This window comes from Sedimentibacter sp. (genome assembly GCF_038562225.1).
Lineage (GTDB): Bacteria > Bacillota > Clostridia > Tissierellales > Sedimentibacteraceae > Sedimentibacter.
In genome coordinates, this window is the sequence record NZ_JBCFAS010000005.1 from 14,164 (window position 1) to 34,132 (window position 19,969).

The following is a 19,969-nucleotide window of genomic DNA, read 5'->3' on the forward strand; positions in this document are numbered from 1 at the left end:
GATTTAAGTAAAAACTGTTCTTCTATTTGAATTTTCATATTTTCTGAGATTATATATTAATATTAAAGGAAATTGCTTAAAATTTCAATAGTAAATAATACATTTTGTCTTTTATTTTGATTTACATATTTTGCTAATATCAGCCTCTCTGCTCTCTTAGCATAAAAAAACCCGCCTTAGCGTAAGCTGTGCGGGTTTGATGTCTTTGTCCTTGTATAATTTTCTGCTGCCTCTATTAAAGCCCGGTACAGAGCTATAACCTCAGGATACCTGTCCAGCATAACCTCCGGATGCCACTGTACACCCACTGCAAATGCAAGTTCATCGGATTCGATTGCTTCAATTATTCCATCCTTTGAATATGCGCTGACTGTATATCCAGGAGCAGCAACCCTGACTGCCTGGTGGTGGAAAGAATTAACCCTTACAACACCATTTCCCATAATGCTGTGAAGCTTTGTTTTGCTTTTTATATCAACACTGTGATGTTCGAAACCACCAGGTGCAAATCTCGGTGAATGTCCGTTTGCTCCGGTATGCTGCACATAAATGTCCTGGTACAGCGTGCCGCCTGCTGCAACGTTCATAATCTGCTGGCCTCTGCAGACTCCAAGCATGGGGATATTTTTTTCTGCAGCCTTTTTACAAAGCTTCATTTCAAAAACATCCCTGTCATAGTCCACCGCACCAAGCTGTTTTATAGGCTCCTCACCAAAAATAAGGGGATTTATGTCACCCCCTCCGGTCAGGTATAATCCGTCAATTAATTCCATGTATTTTTCAATAATCTCATCATCGTCAGTAATGGGAAGCATTATGGCTGCTCCTCCGGCCTTTATGACAGCCCTTATGTTTGTTTCATTGAGCTTTTCGTAAAAGAACCCGTCCTCCATAGCCTTATCAGTAGTAATTCCTATTATCGGCCTCATACTTGCCTCCTCATAAAACGTACCGTATCCTCGGCTATGCTTTCGGCATCCAGCCTGTTTTCCTTCAACAGTTCCTCCACCGATCCGTGTTTTATGAAATCATCGGGAAGAGTCCTGACCATGACTGCTGCTTTATCTGCAAGCAGTGATTTTATTTCCGATGCAAATGATCCCAGGGGTACAGTCTCATCTATTATTACAGCCTTTCCGGTCTTTTTGACACTGCTTAACAACAGCTCACTGTCCAGAGGCTTTATGAATCTCAGGTTCAGAACCTCCGCATCGATGCCGGAGCTTTTCAAAATTTCCCTTGCCTTTACGGCTGTGGCTACCATCTTTCCACAGGCAGCAATGGTCACATGGCTTCCTTCCTCTGCAACATATCCCTTGCCGGTTTCTATTTTTCTGTAGCTCAGGTTCACATAATCCCTCATGCTGCCTCTGGGGTACCTTATGGCCACAGGACCTGACATGCTGTTGACGGCATAGTCCAGCATGCTTTCAAGTTCCCTGTAATCTGCCGGTGACATGACGGTCATGTTTGGTATCTGCATGAGAAAAGATTCGTCAAACACACCCTGGTGCGTTTCCCCGTCATTTCCCACCAGACCTGCTCTGTCTACGGCAAAAACCACATGAAGGTTTTGCAGTGCAACATCATGTACAATCTGGTCATAAGCTCTTTGCAGAAACGAAGAATACAGTGCCACCACTGGAATGATGCCGTTGGAAGCCAGACCCGCCGCCATGGTCACTGAATGCTGCTCGGCTATCCCCGCATCAAATATCCTTTTCGGAAATTTTTTTGCAAACCCGTCAAGCCCTGTTCCGTCTGTCATGGCTGCAGTTATGGCAACCACATTCCCGTTTTTTTCTGCGATTTCGCAAAGCTTGTTTCCGAATATTTCAGAATAAGATGCCACAGTGGATGTTTTCAGGCTTTTTCCCGTCTCTATATCAAATGGCGATACGCCGTGGTATTCATTGGGCTTTTGTTCTGCAAACCTGTATCCTCTTCCCTTCTTGGTTATTACGTGCATAATAAGCGGTCCCTCGATGTTTTTGGCTGTCTTGAACGCATCAAGAAGTTCGCTTATGTTGTGCCCGTCTATGGGACCCATGTATGTAAGACCAAGCTCTTCAAAGAGCATTCCCGGAACCACCATCTGCTTGATGCCGTCCTTGGCCCTCTTTAAAAATGCCTTGACTTTTCTTCCTGCAAGAGGCATGTTGTTAAGGAAGTTTTCTAAGTCTTTTTTCGTTGAAAGGTACCTGGTGTCAGTCCTTACCTTGCTTAAATATTTAGACAGTCCTCCAACATTTTTGGATATGGACATTTCGTTATCGTTAAGTATTATTATTAATTTTGTATTGCTTCTTCCGGCATCGTTTAATGCTTCAAATGACATTCCCCCTGTAAGGGCTCCGTCTCCGATGACTGCAACAACCTCATAATCTTCGTTTTTAAGGTCTCTTGCCCTCGCTATTCCCATTGCAGCTGAAACAGACGTGCTGCTGTGGCCGGTGTCAAAGCAGTCGTAGCTGCTTTCGGCTCTTTTCGGAAAACCGCTGAGTCCGTTTAACTGCCTTAAAGTCAGCATATCTTCCCTGCGGCCCGTGAGGATCTTGTGCACATAGCTTTGATGCCCCACATCCCATACAATCTTGTCCTGAGGTGTGTTGAAAGCATAGTGCATTGCCACTGTCAGCTCTACAACACCCAGGTTTGAAGCCAGGTGTCCGCCGGTTTTCGAAACGCTGTTTATGACGAATTCCCGAAGTTCGTTGGCTACCAGGGGCAGTTCGCTTGTCTTCAGCGTCTTCAGGTCATCAGGCGAATTTATTTTATCCAGATATTTCATTTTTCCCTCTCAAGCATTATTAATTCTATGCATTACATAATTATATATTGTTTAAATATATATGTCAAAATTAATTATTTTTATATCAAGCTAAAAAATATATTGTACTTTTAACTAAATATGTTATATTATTATCTATAATATTTGTCAAAATGATGTTACTCATACTGATAAAATGTTAATGAGACATACTCATGGTAACAGCTTCACAAATTTCAAGGAATATAAAGAAATTATATATTGATTTAATGGAGGATGTATGAGCAAAAAATGGGTTTACTTATTTAGAGAAGGAAACGCTTCGCAAAAGTACCTTCTTGGAGGAAAGGGTGCCAACCTGTCTGAAATGACAAACATAGGGCTGCCCGTGCCGCCTGGGCTGACGGTAACAACCGAAGCATGCACAGAGTTTTACGAAAAAGGAAAAAAATTAACCGAAGAAATCATAAGTCAGATCAAGACACACCTGGGACTCCTTGAAGAACAGACCGGAAAGAAATTCGGAGACGCCAAAAATCCGCTGCTGGTTTCAGTTCGTTCGGGAGCAGCATTTTCAATGCCCGGAATGATGGATACAATATTGAACCTGGGCCTCAATGACAACACCGTGGAAGGTATGGCAAAAAACACAGGAAACACCCGTTTTGCCTATGACAGCTACAGAAGGTTCATTCAGATGTTCGGCGATGTTGTTTTGGAAATCCCAAAATACAAATTTGACAACGTCCTGGATGACATCAAGGAAAAAAACAACTACAAATACGATACGGATATGACAGCCGATGACCTTAAGGACCTGGTGGTTGAATTCAAAAAAATCTACAGGGATGAAACAAAGACCGACTTCCCACAGAATCCGGAAGAGCAGCTGCTGATGGCTGTTGAAGCTGTTTTTAAATCCTGGAACAACCAAAGAGCCATAACTTACAGAAACCTGTATGACATCCCTCATAACCTTGGAACAGCCGTAAACGTGCAGTCAATGGTTTTCGGAAACATGGGAGACACGTCCGGAACCGGAGTTGCCTTTACCAGGAACCCCTCCACCGGTGAAAAGAAAGTTTTCGGAGAATTTCTGATCAATGCGCAGGGGGAAGACGTTGTTGCAGGAATCAGGACTCCTTTGATAATCGACAAGCTTGAAGAAGTAATGCCTGAGATATACAAGGAATTCATGGAAGCTGCAAACACGTTGGAACAGCACTACAAAGACATGCAGGACATCGAATTCACCATTGAGCAGGGTAAACTGTACTTCCTGCAGACGCGAAACGGAAAGAGAACTGCCGAAGCAGCATTGAGAGCTGCTGTAGAAATGGTTGGCGAAGGCCTCATAGACAAAAAGACTGCCGTAATGAGAGTTGATCCCAAATCCTTAGACCAGCTTCTCCATCCGAAGTTTGACCCTGAAGATCTGAAAAAGGCAACTCCTGTGGCAAAAGGACTGCCTGCATCTCCCGGAGCTGCAACAGGAAAAATTTACTTCACAGCTGAAGAAGCGGTAGAAGCCGCAGGCAGAGGTGAAGCAGCCATCCTTGTTAGAAAGGAAACATCTCCTGAAGATATAGAAGGAATGAACAAGGCCAAGGGAATTCTTACATCAAGAGGAGGAATGACATCCCATGCGGCGGTTGTTGCCAGAGGAATGGGCAAATGCTGCGTTGCAGGCTGCGAAACAATCTTGGTGGATGAAGCCAGAAAGACCATGACCGTTCAGGGAAAGACGTACACGGAAGGTGATTTCATCTCCCTTGACGGAACCACAGGAAATGTTTATACAGGAAAAATCAAAACCGTTGAAGCCAACATTTCCGGAAACTTCGGAAAACTGATGGAATGGGCTGATGAGTTCAGAAGGCTTAAGATAAGAACAAATGCCGACACTCCCAACGATTCTTCCACAGCGGTGAAATTCGGAGCAGAAGGAATAGGCCTCTGCAGAACGGAACACATGTTCTTCGAGGAAAGCCGAATATTCTCTGTAAGAAAAATGATAATTTCAGAAAATGTTTCTCAAAGGGAAAAAGCACTGGCAGAAATACTGCCCATGCAGAAGAATGACTTCAAAGAAATATTTAAAATCATGGGCATCAGACCTGTTACCATAAGGCTTCTGGATCCTCCTCTGCACGAATTCATTCCAACAAACAAGGATGACATCGAGGAGCTGGCCCGTGACATGAAAATTCCGGTTGAAAAGCTCACGGACACTATAAACTCCCTTCACGAATTCAACCCCATGCTGGGACACAGGGGATGCAGACTTGCAATAACCTATCCTGAAATAGCCAGAATGCAGACAAGAGCCATCATAGAAGCTGCCATAGAGGTTTCTGATGAAGAAAACATCACGCTGGTTCCGGAAATAATGGTTCCGTTGGTTGGCAAGAAGGAAGAGCTTGACTTTTTAAGAAAGATAATTACAGAGACATCAGAAAAGGTTAAAAATGAAAAGGGCTCGGATCTGAAGTACCTGGTAGGTACAATGATAGAGGTTCCAAGAGCATGCGTGACAGCCGATGAAATAGCACAAAGCGCAGATTTCTTCTCCTTCGGGACAAATGACCTGACTCAGATGACGTTTGGTTATTCAAGAGACGACGCCGGAAAATTCATCAGCGACTACAGGGAAGTAGGAATCCTCGAACAGGATCCTTTCCAGAGCATCGATCAGGGCGGCGTAGGCAAAATGGTTGAAATGGCAGTGAGACTGGGAAGAGGAGCAAAAGACCACATTCACATGGGCGTTTGCGGAGAGCACGGCGGTGACCCTGCCTCAGTAGAATTTTTCCACAAAACAGGGCTGGACTACGTTTCATGCTCGCCTTTCAGGGTTCCCATAGCAAGACTTGCAGCAGCCCAGGCAGCGATTAAGACAAAGTAAGCGTTGAGTTGAATGTAATGTCAATGGCGTGAAAGCATTGAGGCATAACGAGTTAAGAGAATTTTATTATTACGTAAATAAGGTGCTGACAGATAAAATTTTGACTACCAGCACCTTATTTTTTTACTAAAAACAGTGTTTTTCAAGTGATTCATAACTGAAAAACATGCATTATGGAACACTTTTTAGGGTTGAATTATGGCTCACTTTTTACATGGGAAAATGAAGACTAGCCTATTTGCAAGCAATGCTACAGTTTTTATAATTAATTCTTTCCAATATAAAAAATAGGATTGCTCTACTAGCAGTCATATTCTGAATTTTAATTTAGTTCTATATAGTTATTGCCAATTATTATATAATACTCATAAGGGTGGTGGATTTGTTGTGTGTAAATACTGTGATGATATTTTCTTAAGAGATTCGTTTTATAGTCCTGTCGATTACATGAATTGTTTGGAGTATATTCAGGAATTAATCAAAGCAGGTCGCTATAAACTTATAGAAAAATCTTGCGACTTGGATAAGGTAAGGAATGAGAATGGTCGTTGGGATAGTGATATTATCGAGCACGTAATTCAATGCACTTACTGTTGAAAACAGTATTTATGTTTTGCTGATACATATCATGGAAGTGGAACTTTTAGAGAAAGCAGGGACTAAAATGTGGAGCAAAATTGATAATGGCGTTACCATAGGCACAGAAGGAAGCGAAAAATGGATTATTGTAAAAGATGAAGAGCATCGTGAAGGAGCTCGAATTACTCTGGAATAAGATGCTCATGGTATTCCTTTTGCGATTACCTGTGGAATTTATGGTTTAATGGTTCATACAGCCTTTGCCAGTAGGGAGAAAGAGGCTCTGGATAAATATAACGAGATGAAACAATGTATCCTGTCATTTTTGTCTACAAATACGAGTGAGAAAGAAATCAGCGATTGGTGCAATTGGTTTGCCAATAAGTTTTAGCAGTCTACCAAAGAGGGGGTGATATCATGTTTTGGAAGAAAAAACGAGGTTGGTTTGGTGAGCATCTGGAGGAGAACATAAAAGCTTTAAATGAAGGAGACCTGAGGAGGCTTCCTTGGATTTTCTGCGTTTTCAGCGAGGAAGATTCTCAATCCAAACTTCTAGCTGCAAAAGCATTGAACAATGTACTAAAAAGTTTTGATTTTGATGATATCATCCGAATAGATATGCAGATGAGACAAACTACTTCGATGGAGTGGAACATTAATTGGCGTGAACAAAAAATAGGAAATTTCTTCACATCTACAATGAATATAGAAGAGCGTAAATCAGTATTAATATTTGCTTCATTTAACGCTAACGGCTTTATTCGAGAGAGGGCTGTCCAGATGATGGGCGATTATGACGGCTCATTACCATACATTATTTTACGGCAAAACGATTGGGTTTTGCAGGTTCGTCAAGCTGCCAGTAAAGCTTTTGATAAAAGGATGCAAAACCTGTCCAAAGGCGAGATCCTTACTTCATTACCATTTGCTGAAAAACTGAAGTGGAGCAGTCGTGGTTCGCATGGAGAATATACCCAAAAATTTTTTGATAAGCTTGTTAGTCCAGAACATAAGGAAGATTTAGCAAGAGGCTTACAAAGCCAAAATTTAAGGACTCGTAGGATTTGTATAGGAGCATTATTTGAAGCTTCTCAACCGGATATTCAAAAGGCATTTGAACGGCTGACAGATGAGCCGGAACCATTTTTGCGTACAGTTTTATTTGAAAAACTACGCAAGATTGGTATAGATATGGCTGAACCCTCTCGAATCATGTTGAGAGATAAATTTACACGTAACCGTATTTTAGCTTTGCAATACCTTTATGATAAACAAGCAGGGGAAATTTATGATATTTGCGTAAATGCACTGATGGATAAAGATGCTTATGTCAGAGCATTTGCACGTAGTATTATTCTAAAATATAATCCGAACTTTGATTTTCGGGCAACATATTTAGAAAACATTGAAAAAGCCGGTGCTCCAGCAATATTAGGCATTGGAGAAATCGGGCAATTAATCGATGCAGAAATAATTGAAGAATACCTTGATGACAGTCGTATCGCGATCGTTAGAGCTACTTTAGTTTCTTTAATGCGGCTGAATAGTGAAAAATATAAAGCACTCCTGACAGATATGCTAACTGACAGCAGAATCGGAATGATAAAGACTGCACAAAAGCTAATTCTCAAATATAATGTCCAGAATTTCAGTAGAACTTTTGAGATTTTTCAAGGCACACCTTATGAATATACAAGAGTTAAGTGTGCGGCTATCCTTTTCAAGGCTTCAAAATGGGAACGCTTAATTTATATGCTGGAAGCCTTATCGGCTGAAGAAGAAAGCATAAAAAAACTGGCGTTGCAGTCTATACAAAGATGGATTTTTACCTTTAACAGGTCATATGTGCAAGTAAGCAGTCAACAGAAAAATAAGATTCAAATTCTGATAGAGAAGCATAAGGAAAGGCTTTCAGTCAATCTTACAAGAGAGTTGAAGTTCCTCCTAAATTAGATTCTGTATGAGGATTTTATGAATAACTTTGATGCAAATATAAAAAAGCACTTGATAAATTATTACTGGACTACAAAATACAGCCAGTTGGACATGGATATATTGACTGTATAACTCAGAAAGAGAATGTTTATAGATTTGTTAATTCTCTGAATGAATTAGGAATCAAAGTCACAGATATCACTTGGTGGTGTCACTGTGAAATAGGAAGTAACAAAGATACCGGTTGTCCTCATGGCAGGAGTGGACCAAGGAGTAAATATTTTGATGGTTACTTTAGCGAAATGTATCAAATACCAAATATAAAAGTTAGGGACAATAACGGAATTGCACCGTACATTTTTGATATATGGCCAACTACAAAAGAATATTTACCATGTTTGATTCCAGCCTTCTGGTTGGATGTACCAGAAGGCTGGAGAAATACTATTCATGATTAGAGTTTAAACTAAGGAGATATTAATGAGAAGAGAGTTTGTTATTGATGGTAGCAAATTTAATGACTTAGAAGGTTTTTATCATGAAATCCAAAGCGTGATTACTAAAGACTTGCCATGGGAAATAAGTAATTTAGATGGATTTAATGACATCCTTAGAGGTGGGTTCGGCGTTCATGAATATGGGGAACCTATAAAGTTCAAATGGGTGAATTTTAAAATCAGTAAAAAATGCCTTGGATATGAAGCAACAATTAAACATTATGAGAGAGTACTTAAATTTTGTCACCCTACCAATATTGACCGTATTAAGTTGCTTTTGGAGAATGCAAAAAGACATTCGGGTCAAACTCTTTTAGATATAATAGTTGAAATAGTATTAGATACAGATAATTCGGGACATGACTGTCAGTTGGTTATTGAGGATTAATTATGATTAATAGAAACACGATATTCAAAATAGTGAAGAAAGAAATTGACGAATTTAATCTATTTGATTTGTTACCAGAAGCACCAAGTGATGAATTTGACAGTGAATCAGAGACAATTGCAAGTCAAATAGATGTTAATAGCACAACAGAAGAAATTGCAGCAATCATAGCCAATATATTTTCAAAAACTTTTAGTGAAAAGTTCTCACAAAAAGATTTTATGATGACAGCGGAAAAAATCTATAAATTATTGAAAGACATGTAAAGGTGAGCTTTTAACCGAAGTGTTCCATAATGTGAAAAAACGGAGATTGGTCTATTTTGATAGACGTGGTCCAGGCGGCGATTAAGAACAATTAAGAATTAATAATGAATGACAAAAAAGTCAGGCTCGCCTGACTTTTTTCATTTAATTCTTCATTCTAAATTCTTAATTGATTTATTTTTGTATGTGTTGAATATGAACTTGAAGCCGTTATTTTCGTGGACTTCCGATGCGTAGGACAAATACCACTCTTCATCTTCATCAAAATTGTGAAGAAACGTATCGGCATCTTCCACCGCATCCACCTTGGTTATGTAAGCTTCACTGCAATATGGATAAAGTTCGTTGTATATTTTCCCTCCCCCTATTACAAACACATCGTCGCTGTTGTAATTTTTAAGCTCTTCGAACAGCTCCTGGAAAGAATGGCATATGGTGCAGCCTTCAGCCTCAAATTCCGTATTCGTGGTAAGCACTATGTTTGTTCTGTTTTTTAAGGGCTTCCCGCCTGGGAAGGACAAAAGCGTGTTTCTTCCCATGACTACGACCTTATTCAAGGTAGTTCTTCGGAAAAATGCCATATCGTCAGGCAAATCGAACAACAGACCGCCATTGTGGCCTATGGCCCAGTTTTTTGCTACTGCAACAATCAGTTTCATTCTATCTCCTCTACACTGCTATGGGAACCTTGACTTTAAACGGATTGTACTCATAGTTTGTCAGTTTAAAGCTGTCCACTGCAAAATCATAAAAGTTGTTTATGGATTTGTCTATTTCAAGAATCGGAGCATCATGCTGCGCCTTTTCGATGAGTTCTTCTATAATCGGAACATGCCTGTCGTAAATGTGTGCGTCGGATATTACGTGAACCAGTTCGCCTGCAACCAGCCCGCTTGACTGCGCCATCATGTGAACAAGTATGGAATACTGAACAACATTCCAGTTGTTGGCAGCCAGCACGTCCTGTGAGCGCTGGTTAAGTATGGCATTGAGCTTGTTTCCCGATACATTAAACGTCATGCTGTATGCACACGGATAAAGGTGCATATCGTGAAGGTCTTGAAAGTTGTAGATGTTGGTCATTATTCTTCTGCTGGCCGGGTTGTTCTTCAAGTCATAAATGACTCTGTCCACCTGGTCGAACTCGCCTTCCTTGTACTTGTGCTTCAAGCCCAGCTGATAACCGTAAGCCTTTCCTATGGATCCTGTTTCATCAGCCCAGGAATCCCAAATGTGGCTGTTGAGGTCATTTACGTTGTTAGATTTTTTCTGCCATATCCAAAGGAGTTCATCAACTGCAGCCGTGAAATTCGTCTTTCTCAAAGTGAGTATTGGAAAGCTCTCCTGCAAATTGTACCTGTTTATAATTCCGAACTTTTTAATGGTGTGTGCAGGAGTACCGTCCTCCCACCTGGGCCTCACATCGTAACCAGTATCCCAAACCCCGTTGGCAAGTATGTCTTTGCATGTTTCAATAAATATTTTATCTGCTGTGCTCATGCAGCACCTCCTGTCTGAATTACTACTATTATACAATAGGACAGGCTTCATTACAACAAAAAAGAGAACTAAAGTTCCCTGTCACCGCATGGAGTTCTGATTGATGAAGTTTTTAATCTGCATCTTCTGCTCGAAACCGGATACCCTCATTGCCGCTGAGTTTTCATTTTCAAAGTTTTTAAAATAGATGCACATCTCGCCATCCTTGGTATCGTCATAGCGGATGCATCTGAAACCGCTGTCGTACATTTTTTTTATTCTTTCATAATCGTCCATAATACACTCCCATTATTTCCTTCAATCTATATACATATTATGGCCTAAGTATGATAAATTATTACAAAAAATAAAAATAAGCCGTTGAACTACAACAGTAATTACGGCTTACGCAGTCTTGAATCTTCTTTCGGACGCTTCATAATCAAGGGCATCCAGCACTTCCCTGTCAAACAGCGAATCTACCGACGGAATGATTATGTCTGCAGTGTCCTTTAAGTTTATCTTGCTGCTTACTCCGGACAATACGCCTACTCCTATGGCTCCCGAATTTCTTGCAAACAGCATGTCGTTGTGGGAGTCTCCCACAATAGCTACCTCGTATGGCTTGAACCCGTACATTTCACAAAATCTCACGCACATGTCCTTGTTTGGTTTTGGTTTCATTACTCCGTCGTATGACCCGAAGAAATCATACAAATCGTGGTGGTTTAATTTATTGACCATGTGCATTGCAGACTGATATGAGTCAGCTGTTGCCAGTCCCACCTTTATGCCGTTATCCTTCAGATGTCCGAACAGAGTCCTTAAATCTGTAGTTTCCCTAAATTCCACATCGTCCCTGAGCACTTCGTTTCTCAGAAGTTCAGCCACATGAACCTTGAAATCCATGAAATCTATCTTTTTGTACTTGCTCAGGATGAAATGTATTTCAGCAGCCACGTCTTCATGCGTCTTGTATGCCAGAGCTCCGAAAGGTTCAACTCCTTTTTCGGTTATGCCTATGGACCTTTGAAGAGATCTTTCAATCATTGCATCTTCCAATCCCTGTTCTTTCATTATAGTTGCAACCGTGTTGATTCCAGCATTCCTCCACAGGGAAAAATCAATTATGGTGCCGTCCTTATCAAACAATATTCCTTTTATCATATTTTCACCTCCTTCATGTATAAAGTACCATCTCTTTGTAATGTCTCAATGCTTTTAATGTAAAAAGTCTGTAAATTTATCTTAGTATATTGTACAAGCCTTTAGGTATCCTTAAGATGATGTTTTATATTATATTGCATAATAGATGAAATGTGAACTGTTTTTTCCAAATCTGAGCATAATTGCATTGCAAATGAAGATAATAGAATCATGAGAGGACGTGATAAATTGAAAGTACCAAGGCATATAGGAATAATACCCGACGGCAACAGACGGTGGGCACAGAACAAGGGTTACGAAAAGCAGGACGGTTACATGTACGGCCTTTCTCCCGGCCTTCAGGCGCTGAAGCTTGCACAGGAATACGGAATTGAAGAATTGACATTCTACGGCTTCACCACAGACAACTGCAAGCGCCCCAGAAAACAGATAGACTCCTTCATACAGGCGTGCGTCGATGCAGTGAAACTCATTGCAAAGGAAGATGTTTCCCTTTTGGTCATAGGCAACAGCAGTTCACCCATGTTTCCACGGGAGCTTATGAATTACACGCAAAGAACAAACATCGGCCGGGGCGGGACTAAGGTCAACTTTCTGGTAAACTACGGCTGGGACTGGGATATATCAAACCTGAACAGCACCAACGGAAGGAAAAACATCATGGAGGGCCTTCATTCAAAAGACATTTCAAGAATAGATCTTATACTGAGGTGGGGCGGGAGAAAAAGGTTGTCCGGATTCCTGCCGGTGCAGTCCGTCTATTCCGACATCTATACCATTGACGACATGTGGCCTGACTTTCATCCTCAGCAGTTTCACGATGCCATGAAGTGGTACGGCATGCAGGATGTGACTCTGGGCGGATAAACAAAGGGACGTTGGCCTGTGGCTACGTCCCTTCAATTATCTTGGAATTCTAATTATTTTTTCTTTTGACTCTCTGTAAATGACAAACTTGTTTCCTATGCTCTGAACAAACTCCGCACCCACAGACTGGGCAACCTCATTGGCGGTTTGCTTTGTTTCAAGCATGCTGTTGTTTAACAGCTTTATCTTGATAAGCTCCCTTGCTTCCAACGCTTCATCTATCTGCTTTAGCACATTGTCCGTAACCCCGCCCTTGCCGATCTGCATAATGGGGTCTATTCCGTTTGCCAGTGATTTTAAATAGCTTCTTTGCTTTCCTGTCAGCATTTGTCCTCCTTTAGAACATGCAATGCGTAAATATAATGGGATTTACAAGCTAATCCACGAAGTCGAATTCCACTCCGCATACGCTTACTAAATCTCCTTCTTTGGCTCCTGCTTCCCTTAACCTGTCAATGACTCCCTTGTCCATGAGAACCTTCTGGAAGTTGCTGAAGGATTCAAAGTCATCGAAGTTTGTGGACCCCACAAGCCTTTCCAGGAACTCTCCTTCTGCAAGGTAGTAGCCGTCTTCTTTGGAAATGACGATGGTGTCTCGTTCCTTTCTGTCAAAGAACCTTTCAACTTCAACCTCATCCACAAACTCAACCTCATCTTCGATTTCCAAAAGCCTTTCATATGCCCTCTTCTTCATGTAGTCAAGATTTGCTCCTGTTGCGGCGGAAACCTCTATTATTTCGTGGTCACCAAGTTCCTTTTTTATTCTGTCTATGTTTTCCTGAGCCTGTGGAAGGTCAGTCTTGTTCAGGATTATTATCTGTTCTTTTCCTGTAAGCTTCTCGCTGTACTTCTTAAGTTCTTCGTTTATCTTGTAAAAATCGTCCACCGGGTCTCTGTCTTCCTGTCCGGAAGCATCAATTACGTGCAGAATTAGCTTTGTTCTCTCCACGTGTCTTAAAAATTCAAGTCCCAGTCCCGCACCTTCGCTGGCTCCTTCAATGAGGCCGGGTATGTCTGCAAGGACATAGCTTTGGCCTTCTCCTATGCTCACAACTCCCAGATTTGGCTTCAATGTGGTAAAATGGTAATTTGCAATCTTTGGCTTGGCGCTTGTGACAGATGCCAGGATTGTTGATTTGCCCACATTTGGGAATCCCACAAGTCCCACATCGGCTATGAGCTTGAGCTCCAGGATGATTTCCCTTGCTTCGCCCTTTGTGCCGGGCTCTGCAAATCGAGGGGTTCGCCTTATGGAGTTTTTAAACTTTACGTTTCCTTTTCCTCCTCTGCCGCCTCTTGCGCACACGTATTGCTGTCCGTTTTCTTTTAAATCTGCCAAAACAATTCCGGTTTCCTCATCCTTTACCAGCGTTCCTGTGGGAACCTTCAGGTACATGTCCTTGCCGTCAGAACCGTATTGTTTCTTGCCTCTTCCGTCTTCACCGTTTTCGGCCGAATAGTGTCTTTTGTATCTGAAATCCATCAGTGTCCTTAATCCTTCGTCCGCAACCAGTATAATGCTGCCTCCGTCCCCGCCGTCTCCTCCGGCAGGTCCTCCCATGGGCTCATACTTTTCGCGTCTGAATGCGACACTGCCGTTTCCGCCTTTTCCGGCCTTAACACTAATTTTTGCTATGTCTACAAACATATTATCCCAACCTTTTCTTCTATTCACAGTTAAATTTGTTCAAAATTCACCTGTTGTTTCTACCGCTGAATTTCTTTAATTATCATGCTTACCTGCATTATTTGGGAATTTCTTGCGGTTGACCTACCAGCAATTTCTGCTTCCCTCGCGGTCGCAGAAATTGGGTTCTTAGCTTCGCAGTAAAATTCACAAAATTATCAGCTCGCTGCCGCTCGCATAATTTTGGAATTTCTTGCGGTTGACCTACCAACAATTTCTGCTTCCCTTGCGGTCACAGAAATTGGGTTAGGTCATACAAAAAACCTACCGTTAAGGTAGGTCATTTTCGTTTATTATGCTTCTATTTCACAAGGATATACACTGACTTGCTTTCTTGTTTTGTCTTTTCTTTCGAATTTCACTTTACCGTCTACCATTGCAAACAATGTATCATCGCTTCCAATGCCTACATTCAAGCCAGGATGAAGTTTAGTTCCTCTCTGTCTTACAAGAATATTTCCAGCCAGAACAAACTGTCCGTCAGTTCTTTTAACTCCAAGTCTTTTAGCATTGCTATCACGACCGTTTTTAGAGCTACCAACACCTTTTTTATGTGCGAATAACTGCAAATTTAATTTCAATAACATGTTTACACCTCCTCAAATTTAAGTGTAATATAATCACTGTAATCTTCCAGCAACAATTCAATTCCTACCATAAAGCTTCTGTATATGACATCCGTCTTCTCATTGTTCTTCAGCGTTCTCATGTTCATGAAGCCAGTTTCCTCATCTGTTTCATAGGTGATGAATTCCGGTTCTATACCGGCAACCAGGTTCATGGCATTCAGCGCCGTGTAGGACAAAATCGATACCGATGCACACACTATGTCCGATCCTTCCTCAGCGTATCCGGAATGACCTTCAATTATAAAACCTCTGATTTCATCTTTGGTTTTATATATTGTGATTTCAATCATATCACTATCCAACTATTTTACCGATCTTAACCTGAGTGTATGGTTGACGGTGACCTTGTTTCTTTCTGTAGTCTTTTTTAGCTTTATATTTGAAAATTATGATTTTCTTTGCTTTTCCCTGATTTTCAACAACTGCTTCAACTACAGCTCCATCAACATATGGTTTTCCAACATTCAGTTTTCCTTCTTCGGCTACAAGCAAAACTTTATCAAATTTTACTGTTTCTCCGTCAGCGATATCAAGCTTTTCAACTCTAACAACATCGCCTTCCTGAACTCTATATTGTTTTCCACCTGTTTCAATAATTGCGTACATAACGTTACCTCCTCTTCCCAGTCTCGCCATTGCAGGTACTGTAAGTTTTAACCTGATCCGTGCGGCTCTTGCAAATATAAATATTATCAAACAATTTATGGTTTGTCAACTTATTTTTGAATTTAAGTATGAATTAATATATTCTGTATTTCCAGTCTTTTCAACGGCAATTTCATCTGTAAGAACATTTTCGTCCACACGGAAAAATATTTTTATGCTGTATTTCTGCTGTATTTTTTTTATTATGTCCATGCAGTTGTTTTGTATGAAGCTGTTCATAATGTAGCCTGATTTCAGAACAACCGCTTCCGAGGTGGTGTTTTTCCTGATGTTTTTGATAATGCTCTCAAGTCTTAAGAATATGTAAATCTTCGAGGCTGTCCTTCCGCTTCCGCTGCAGTGGCTGCACTGCTGGGTGATCAGGTTGTAGAAGTTCTCCTTGTTCTTTTTCCTTGTTATTTCCATAAGGTTCAATTTTGTCATACCCAGAACGTTTGTCTTTGCCTTGTCATCCCTGAATGCTGACTTTGCTCTGCTTATGATGAGCTCGATGTTGTCCTTGCTCTTTACATCGATAAAATCAATTAGTATAATGCCGCTGATATTTCTGAGCCTGATCTGCCTGGCTATTTCCTCCATGGCAGCTAAATTCAGCTGCAGAGCTGTTTCTTCCATGTTTTCGCTTCCCACGTACTTTCCGCTGTTCACGTCAATGACCGTCAAAGCTTCAGTCACGTCGATGAATATGGAACCTCCGTTTTGAAGTTCCACCTTTCTTTCAAACAGGGTCTGTATTTGCTTTTCAACTTCAAACTCCTGGAAAGACCTTTCGGATTCTACTATTTTTATGTTCCTGAGTTCGTCGCCGCACATGTTTATCATGGAGGAGAGCTTTTCCTTCGTATTTTTGTCTTCCACGTAAATTTCGTCGACAGAGGAGTCTATAGAATCCATGAATACCTTCTCCACAAGGGAATTGCTTTTATACATGAGCTTCGGAGCATAGGAATAACCAAATTCCTGCTCAATTTGCTCATAGACGGATGAAAGTATCCTGTATTCTTTCTCAATGGCATCTTTCGTGCAGTCCTGGGCATAGGTCCTTATTATCATGCCGTTGCCGTTTTCCATGATTTCTTTACCTATTGCTACGAGCCTCTTTCTTTCTTCTGCATCCTTTACTTTTTTTGATATGTTAACCTCTATGCTCTTAGGAATTAGGGCAATGTACTTTCCTGAAATGGAAATGTCCGTTGTGACGGCCACATTTTTTTCTCCAATGGGTTCCCTTGCAATCTGAACCAGTATTTCATCGCCTTTTTTCAGAATCTTGCTGATATTTTTGGCATCTTTTTTCCTGATGTTTTTTTCCTTCAGAAATTTATCCGAAAGAAGGTCATCCAGGAATAAGTAAGCATTTTTATCCAGACCAACGTCAACAAAAGCAGCCTCCATACCAGGGAGAATATTCATGACGCGTCCTTTGTAAATATTGCCCACCAGGCTTTTCGCATCCTTTTCCTCATGGAAAAAGTCCTCAAGTTTCCCGTCCTTAAGGATTGCCACCTGGTCAAAAAAGATTGAATTGTTGATTAAGACCTGCTTCAAGTTACCCACCCCCTTTTATTCTTAATTGCTCTACATTATCGGCTTCATGTCTTTGTCAAGGGCGTCAATCTTCATTATAGTATGGTAATCAAATGTGAAGCCCTTGCCTTCCACGAGTTTTAAAAGCTCATCAACCTTCATGCTTCCTGTTTCGGTTGTCAGAAATACTGCTTCCACCGTCACCTTATCCTCGCTGTGTTTTTGTGCCTTCAGATACTTAATGTAGTCCTTTGTGTTTATTTCCTTTATTACGGTCTGGTTTTTCTTGTTTTTCTTCTGCCTTGGAAACACCATTCCGTCACTGAGCATCTCGTCGAAAAGTTTGTTAAGCTCATTGATGTCTATGAGTCTTGTTTCAAGGGTAATCAGATATTCAGCAAAGGCGCATACTGACATAAGCGACTCTGTGCTGTTGCTTTCCCTTGACATCAGAATCTGCATTTCCTTAGGCAGGACGCTGTTCATTTTTTTCATGAACAATTCCGGATCTGTCTTTTCGTTCATTTCTATTTCAAAATATTCTCCTATGCTTTCCGTGCCAAGCGACAAGGGATAACCGAAGGCTGTCTTCATGTGAGGGTTGAATCCCTCCGAATACTTTGCCGGAAGATCAGCTCTTTTTACAGCCCTTTGAATGAATCTAAGAACGTCAAGGTGTGAGATATATTTCAGATTCCCGGTTTTGCTGTACTTATTTATTAATTTGCACATGAGGGCAGGCACCTCCTATAAGTTTATGGTTTACACCGCAGTTGGCGCATTGCTGCCTGCAGTCCGGTGTTGTTGTTTGTTGCATGGACTTTTCGTATTCATCAATGAGGAATTCCTTGTCTACACCTATGTCTATGAAGTCCCACGGCAGAACTTCCGTTACTTCTCTTTGTCTTCTTCCGAAGAAATCAGCATCTGTATTTGTTTCTCTAAATGCTTCCATCCACTTGTTGAAATCAAATATGTCGTACCATCCGTCAAAGCGGCATCCTTTTTCCCACGCACGTATAAGTGCTTTTGAAAGCCTTCTGTCTCCTCTTGCAAAAACGGCTTCAAGATAGCTCAGTCTTGGTTCATGGTAACTGAAGGAAACTTTCTTGTCCTTTATTTCTCGTTGCAGAGATTTTGCCTTGTCGTAAAATTCATCCATGCTGTCCTGCTTAACCCACTGGAACGGTGTGAAAGGCTTTGGAACAAAGCATGAAGCGCTGGCATTTATCTTGAGGTTTCCCTGTATCTCTTCCTTTGGTCTCTGGAAAAACTTATCCTTTACCTTGTAGGCCAGGTCCTTAATGCCCATAACATCCTCCATGGTTTCACCCGGAAGGCCTATCATGAAGTATAGCTTAACTGTGGACCAGCCAAGCTTAAAAGCTGTTTCAACAGGTCCGAGTATTTGCTCTTCTGTCAGGTTTTTGTTTATTACATCGCGCATGCGCTGGGTTCCTGCCTCCGGAGCAAATGTTAAGCCTGATTTTCTCACTTCCTGAAGCCTTTCTATTATGTCGAAGGTCATGGAGTCAAGTCTCAGGGATGGAAGAGAAATGCTGATGTTCTTGTTTTCATACAGGTCAAGAAGCTTCAGCGTCAGGTCCGGAAGGCACGTGTAATCTCCGGAGCTCAGGGAAGTCAGTGACACTTCATCATGTCCTGTTGAGCTTATGAGGCTTTCAACCTGGCTTACCAGAGTTTCGGGTTTCTTTTCCCTCACGGGCCTGTAGACCATGCCTGCCTGGCAGAATCGGCAGCCTCTGGTGCAGCCTCTGAATATTTCAAGCACAACCCTGTCATGCACAACATCTATGTATGGCAGTATGCTTTTTTCAGGATAGAAGCTTTTGTCCAGGTCTTTGATTATTCTCTTTTTTATTTCAGTTTTTGCATTTTCGTTAAGTATCTTTCTTTCACTTATGGTGCCGTCTTCATTGTATACTTCCTCATAAAAAGATGGTACATAGACTCCTTCCAGGCGGGCTGCCCTTTCAAGGAACCTTAGCTTGTCACAGCCGTTTTTCTTTTCTTCCTGGTACAGCTTTAACAGCTCCGGCAGCAGTTCTTCGGTTTCACCTATCGTGAACAGATCTATTACCTCATGAAGCGGTTCAGGATTGTAAGCACACGGCCCCCCGGCAATAACAATAGGACAGTCATCATTCCTGTCTTTTGCCCTTATGGGAATTCCGGCCAGATCCAGCATGTTAAGTATGTTGGTGTAGCTCATTTCATACTGCAGGGTAAATCCAACAAAATCAAATTCCATGAGTTCGTCCTTGCTTTCAAGTCCGTAAAGAGGAATGTTGTTTTTGCGCATCACTTCCTCCATGTCGGTCCAAGGAGCAAACACCCTTTCACACCATACATTTTCAATGTTGTTCATCAGGTGGTACAATATGTGCATTCCCGTGTGAGACATACCGACCTCGTAAACATCCGGAAAAGCAAAGGCAAATCGCACATCCACATCTTCCTTGTTCTTAACCACACAGTTCAGTTCGCTTCCCACATACCTGGCAGGCTTTTCGACCTTCAGAAGCTCCCTGTCTAATTTTTTAAAATCTATCATCAGATATATTCCTTTCATCTAATTATTATTTA

At 41.3% G+C, this 19,969-nt stretch carries 19 protein-coding genes; 5 read left to right on the forward strand and 14 right to left on the reverse strand.

Annotation, left to right across the window (positions count from 1 at the left end; translation table 11 throughout):
- Positions 1 to 176: 176 nt before the first annotated feature.
- Both AAGU76_RS16530 and dxs read right to left on the reverse strand, forming a co-directional pair.
- Positions 177 to 929 carry a gamma-glutamyl-gamma-aminobutyrate hydrolase family protein gene (locus AAGU76_RS16530; protein ID WP_342486638.1) on the reverse strand — a complete coding sequence of 251 codons (753 nt, stop codon included), beginning with the start codon at positions 927 to 929 and terminating at the stop codon, positions 177 to 179.
- Positions 926 to 2,791: a 1-deoxy-D-xylulose-5-phosphate synthase gene (gene dxs / locus AAGU76_RS16535; RefSeq protein WP_342486639.1), complete on the reverse strand. Its 1,866-nt coding sequence runs from the start codon at positions 2,789 to 2,791 to the stop codon at positions 926 to 928. The genes AAGU76_RS16530 and dxs overlap by 4 nt, the downstream gene beginning before the upstream one ends.
- A gap of 259 nt (positions 2,792 to 3,050) precedes the next feature.
- Between dxs and ppdK the strand changes: the two genes are divergently transcribed.
- The 4 genes from ppdK (at position 3,051) to AAGU76_RS16555 (ending at position 9,340) form a co-directional block, all read left to right on the forward strand.
- Positions 3,051 to 5,675 (forward strand): pyruvate, phosphate dikinase, encoded by a 2,625-nt coding sequence (ppdK, locus tag AAGU76_RS16540; RefSeq protein WP_342486640.1) that lies wholly within the window; start codon positions 3,051 to 3,053, stop codon positions 5,673 to 5,675.
- 996 nt (positions 5,676 to 6,671) lie between these two features.
- Positions 6,672 to 8,207 (forward strand): hypothetical protein, encoded by a 1,536-nt coding sequence (locus AAGU76_RS16545; RefSeq protein ID WP_342486641.1) that lies wholly within the window; start codon positions 6,672 to 6,674, stop codon positions 8,205 to 8,207.
- Between the two features lie 462 nt (positions 8,208 to 8,669).
- Positions 8,670 to 9,074 carry a ribonuclease inhibitor gene (locus AAGU76_RS16550; protein WP_342486642.1) on the forward strand — a complete coding sequence of 135 codons (405 nt, stop codon included), beginning with the start codon at positions 8,670 to 8,672 and terminating at the stop codon, positions 9,072 to 9,074.
- A gap of 2 nt (positions 9,075 to 9,076) precedes the next feature.
- The gene (locus AAGU76_RS16555) at positions 9,077 to 9,340 is read left to right on the forward strand and encodes a DUF1871 domain-containing protein (protein WP_342486643.1); all 264 of its coding nucleotides are present in this window, start codon (positions 9,077 to 9,079) and stop codon (positions 9,338 to 9,340) included.
- A 152-nt stretch (positions 9,341 to 9,492) separates the two neighbouring features.
- Here the strand turns inward: AAGU76_RS16555 and AAGU76_RS16560 are convergent, their stop codons facing one another.
- The 4 genes from AAGU76_RS16560 to AAGU76_RS16575 form a co-directional block, all read right to left on the reverse strand.
- Positions 9,493 to 9,999: a dihydrofolate reductase gene (locus AAGU76_RS16560; RefSeq protein ID WP_342486644.1), complete on the reverse strand. Its 507-nt coding sequence runs from the start codon at positions 9,997 to 9,999 to the stop codon at positions 9,493 to 9,495.
- Between the two features lie 10 nt (positions 10,000 to 10,009).
- A complete protein-coding gene (thyA, locus tag AAGU76_RS16565; protein ID WP_342486645.1) occupies positions 10,010 to 10,840 on the reverse strand; it encodes a thymidylate synthase in 831 nt (276 codons plus the stop codon).
- Between the two features lie 81 nt (positions 10,841 to 10,921).
- Positions 10,922 to 11,116 (reverse strand): hypothetical protein, encoded by a 195-nt coding sequence (locus AAGU76_RS16570; RefSeq protein ID WP_342486646.1) that lies wholly within the window; start codon positions 11,114 to 11,116, stop codon positions 10,922 to 10,924.
- 108 nt (positions 11,117 to 11,224) lie between these two features.
- Positions 11,225 to 11,986 carry an HAD family hydrolase gene (locus AAGU76_RS16575; protein ID WP_342486647.1) on the reverse strand — a complete coding sequence of 254 codons (762 nt, stop codon included), beginning with the start codon at positions 11,984 to 11,986 and terminating at the stop codon, positions 11,225 to 11,227.
- Positions 11,987 to 12,214: 228 nt separating this feature from the next.
- Here AAGU76_RS16575 and uppS point away from each other — a divergent pair, with 228 nt between their 5' ends.
- Positions 12,215 to 12,853 (forward strand): polyprenyl diphosphate synthase, encoded by a 639-nt coding sequence (gene uppS, locus AAGU76_RS16580; RefSeq protein ID WP_342486648.1) that lies wholly within the window; start codon positions 12,215 to 12,217, stop codon positions 12,851 to 12,853.
- Between the two features lie 36 nt (positions 12,854 to 12,889).
- Here uppS and yhbY read toward each other — a convergent pair whose 3' ends face one another.
- The 8 genes from yhbY to AAGU76_RS16620 form a co-directional block, all read right to left on the reverse strand.
- Positions 12,890 to 13,180, reverse strand: coding sequence for a ribosome assembly RNA-binding protein YhbY (gene yhbY, locus AAGU76_RS16585; protein ID WP_342486649.1), 291 nt, complete (start codon positions 13,178 to 13,180; stop codon positions 12,890 to 12,892).
- A 49-nt stretch (positions 13,181 to 13,229) separates the two neighbouring features.
- Positions 13,230 to 14,501, reverse strand: coding sequence for a GTPase ObgE (gene obgE / locus AAGU76_RS16590; protein ID WP_342486650.1), 1,272 nt, complete (start codon positions 14,499 to 14,501; stop codon positions 13,230 to 13,232).
- Between the two features lie 332 nt (positions 14,502 to 14,833).
- Positions 14,834 to 15,127 (reverse strand): 50S ribosomal protein L27, encoded by a 294-nt coding sequence (rpmA, locus tag AAGU76_RS16595; protein WP_342486651.1) that lies wholly within the window; start codon positions 15,125 to 15,127, stop codon positions 14,834 to 14,836.
- Between the two features lie 2 nt (positions 15,128 to 15,129).
- The gene (locus AAGU76_RS16600; protein ID WP_342486652.1) at positions 15,130 to 15,459 is read right to left on the reverse strand and encodes a ribosomal-processing cysteine protease Prp; all 330 of its coding nucleotides are present in this window, start codon (positions 15,457 to 15,459) and stop codon (positions 15,130 to 15,132) included.
- 4 nt (positions 15,460 to 15,463) lie between these two features.
- Positions 15,464 to 15,775: a 50S ribosomal protein L21 gene (gene rplU, locus AAGU76_RS16605; protein ID WP_342486653.1), complete on the reverse strand. Its 312-nt coding sequence runs from the start codon at positions 15,773 to 15,775 to the stop codon at positions 15,464 to 15,466.
- A gap of 105 nt (positions 15,776 to 15,880) precedes the next feature.
- The gene (locus AAGU76_RS16610; RefSeq protein WP_342486654.1) at positions 15,881 to 17,383 is read right to left on the reverse strand and encodes an Rne/Rng family ribonuclease; all 1,503 of its coding nucleotides are present in this window, start codon (positions 17,381 to 17,383) and stop codon (positions 15,881 to 15,883) included.
- A 30-nt stretch (positions 17,384 to 17,413) separates the two neighbouring features.
- Positions 17,414 to 18,094, reverse strand: a complete 681-nt coding sequence (locus AAGU76_RS16615) for a TIGR03936 family radical SAM-associated protein (RefSeq protein ID WP_342486655.1) — start codon at positions 18,092 to 18,094, stop codon at positions 17,414 to 17,416.
- The gene (locus AAGU76_RS16620; RefSeq protein ID WP_342486656.1) at positions 18,075 to 19,937 is read right to left on the reverse strand and encodes a TIGR03960 family B12-binding radical SAM protein; all 1,863 of its coding nucleotides are present in this window, start codon (positions 19,935 to 19,937) and stop codon (positions 18,075 to 18,077) included. The genes AAGU76_RS16615 and AAGU76_RS16620 overlap by 20 nt, the downstream gene beginning before the upstream one ends.
- Positions 19,938 to 19,969: the final 32 nt, after the last annotated feature.

What these genes read in the sequence shown, in the direction of transcription:
- AAGU76_RS16620 (WP_342486656.1), bottom strand. Translation starts at nt 19,937, where the DNA reads ATGATAGATTTTAAAAAATTAGACAGGGAGCTTCTGAAGGTCGAAAAG.
- obgE (WP_342486650.1), bottom strand. Translation starts at nt 14,501, where the DNA reads ATGTTTGTAGACATAGCAAAAATTAGTGTTAAGGCCGGAAAAGGCGGA.
- AAGU76_RS16545 (WP_342486641.1), top strand. Translation starts at nt 6,672, where the DNA reads ATGTTTTGGAAGAAAAAACGAGGTTGGTTTGGTGAGCATCTGGAGGAG.
- AAGU76_RS16560 (WP_342486644.1), bottom strand. Translation starts at nt 9,999, where the DNA reads ATGAAACTGATTGTTGCAGTAGCAAAAAACTGGGCCATAGGCCACAAT.
- rpmA (WP_342486651.1), bottom strand. Translation starts at nt 15,127, where the DNA reads ATGTTATTGAAATTAAATTTGCAGTTATTCGCACATAAAAAAGGTGTT.
- ppdK (WP_342486640.1), top strand. Translation starts at nt 3,051, where the DNA reads ATGAGCAAAAAATGGGTTTACTTATTTAGAGAAGGAAACGCTTCGCAA.
- AAGU76_RS16530 (WP_342486638.1), bottom strand. Translation starts at nt 929, where the DNA reads ATGAGGCCGATAATAGGAATTACTACTGATAAGGCTATGGAGGACGGG.
- rplU (WP_342486653.1), bottom strand. Translation starts at nt 15,775, where the DNA reads ATGTACGCAATTATTGAAACAGGTGGAAAACAATATAGAGTTCAGGAA.
- thyA (WP_342486645.1), bottom strand. Translation starts at nt 10,840, where the DNA reads ATGAGCACAGCAGATAAAATATTTATTGAAACATGCAAAGACATACTT.
- dxs (WP_342486639.1), bottom strand. Translation starts at nt 2,791, where the DNA reads ATGAAATATCTGGATAAAATAAATTCGCCTGATGACCTGAAGACGCTG.
- AAGU76_RS16555 (WP_342486643.1), top strand. Translation starts at nt 9,077, where the DNA reads ATGATTAATAGAAACACGATATTCAAAATAGTGAAGAAAGAAATTGAC.
- AAGU76_RS16575 (WP_342486647.1), bottom strand. Translation starts at nt 11,986, where the DNA reads ATGATAAAAGGAATATTGTTTGATAAGGACGGCACCATAATTGATTTT.
- AAGU76_RS16600 (WP_342486652.1), bottom strand. Translation starts at nt 15,459, where the DNA reads ATGATTGAAATCACAATATATAAAACCAAAGATGAAATCAGAGGTTTT.
- AAGU76_RS16570 (WP_342486646.1), bottom strand. Translation starts at nt 11,116, where the DNA reads ATGGACGATTATGAAAGAATAAAAAAAATGTACGACAGCGGTTTCAGA.
- AAGU76_RS16615 (WP_342486655.1), bottom strand. Translation starts at nt 18,094, where the DNA reads ATGTGCAAATTAATAAATAAGTACAGCAAAACCGGGAATCTGAAATAT.
- yhbY (WP_342486649.1), bottom strand. Translation starts at nt 13,180, where the DNA reads ATGCTGACAGGAAAGCAAAGAAGCTATTTAAAATCACTGGCAAACGGA.
- AAGU76_RS16550 (WP_342486642.1), top strand. Translation starts at nt 8,670, where the DNA reads ATGAGAAGAGAGTTTGTTATTGATGGTAGCAAATTTAATGACTTAGAA.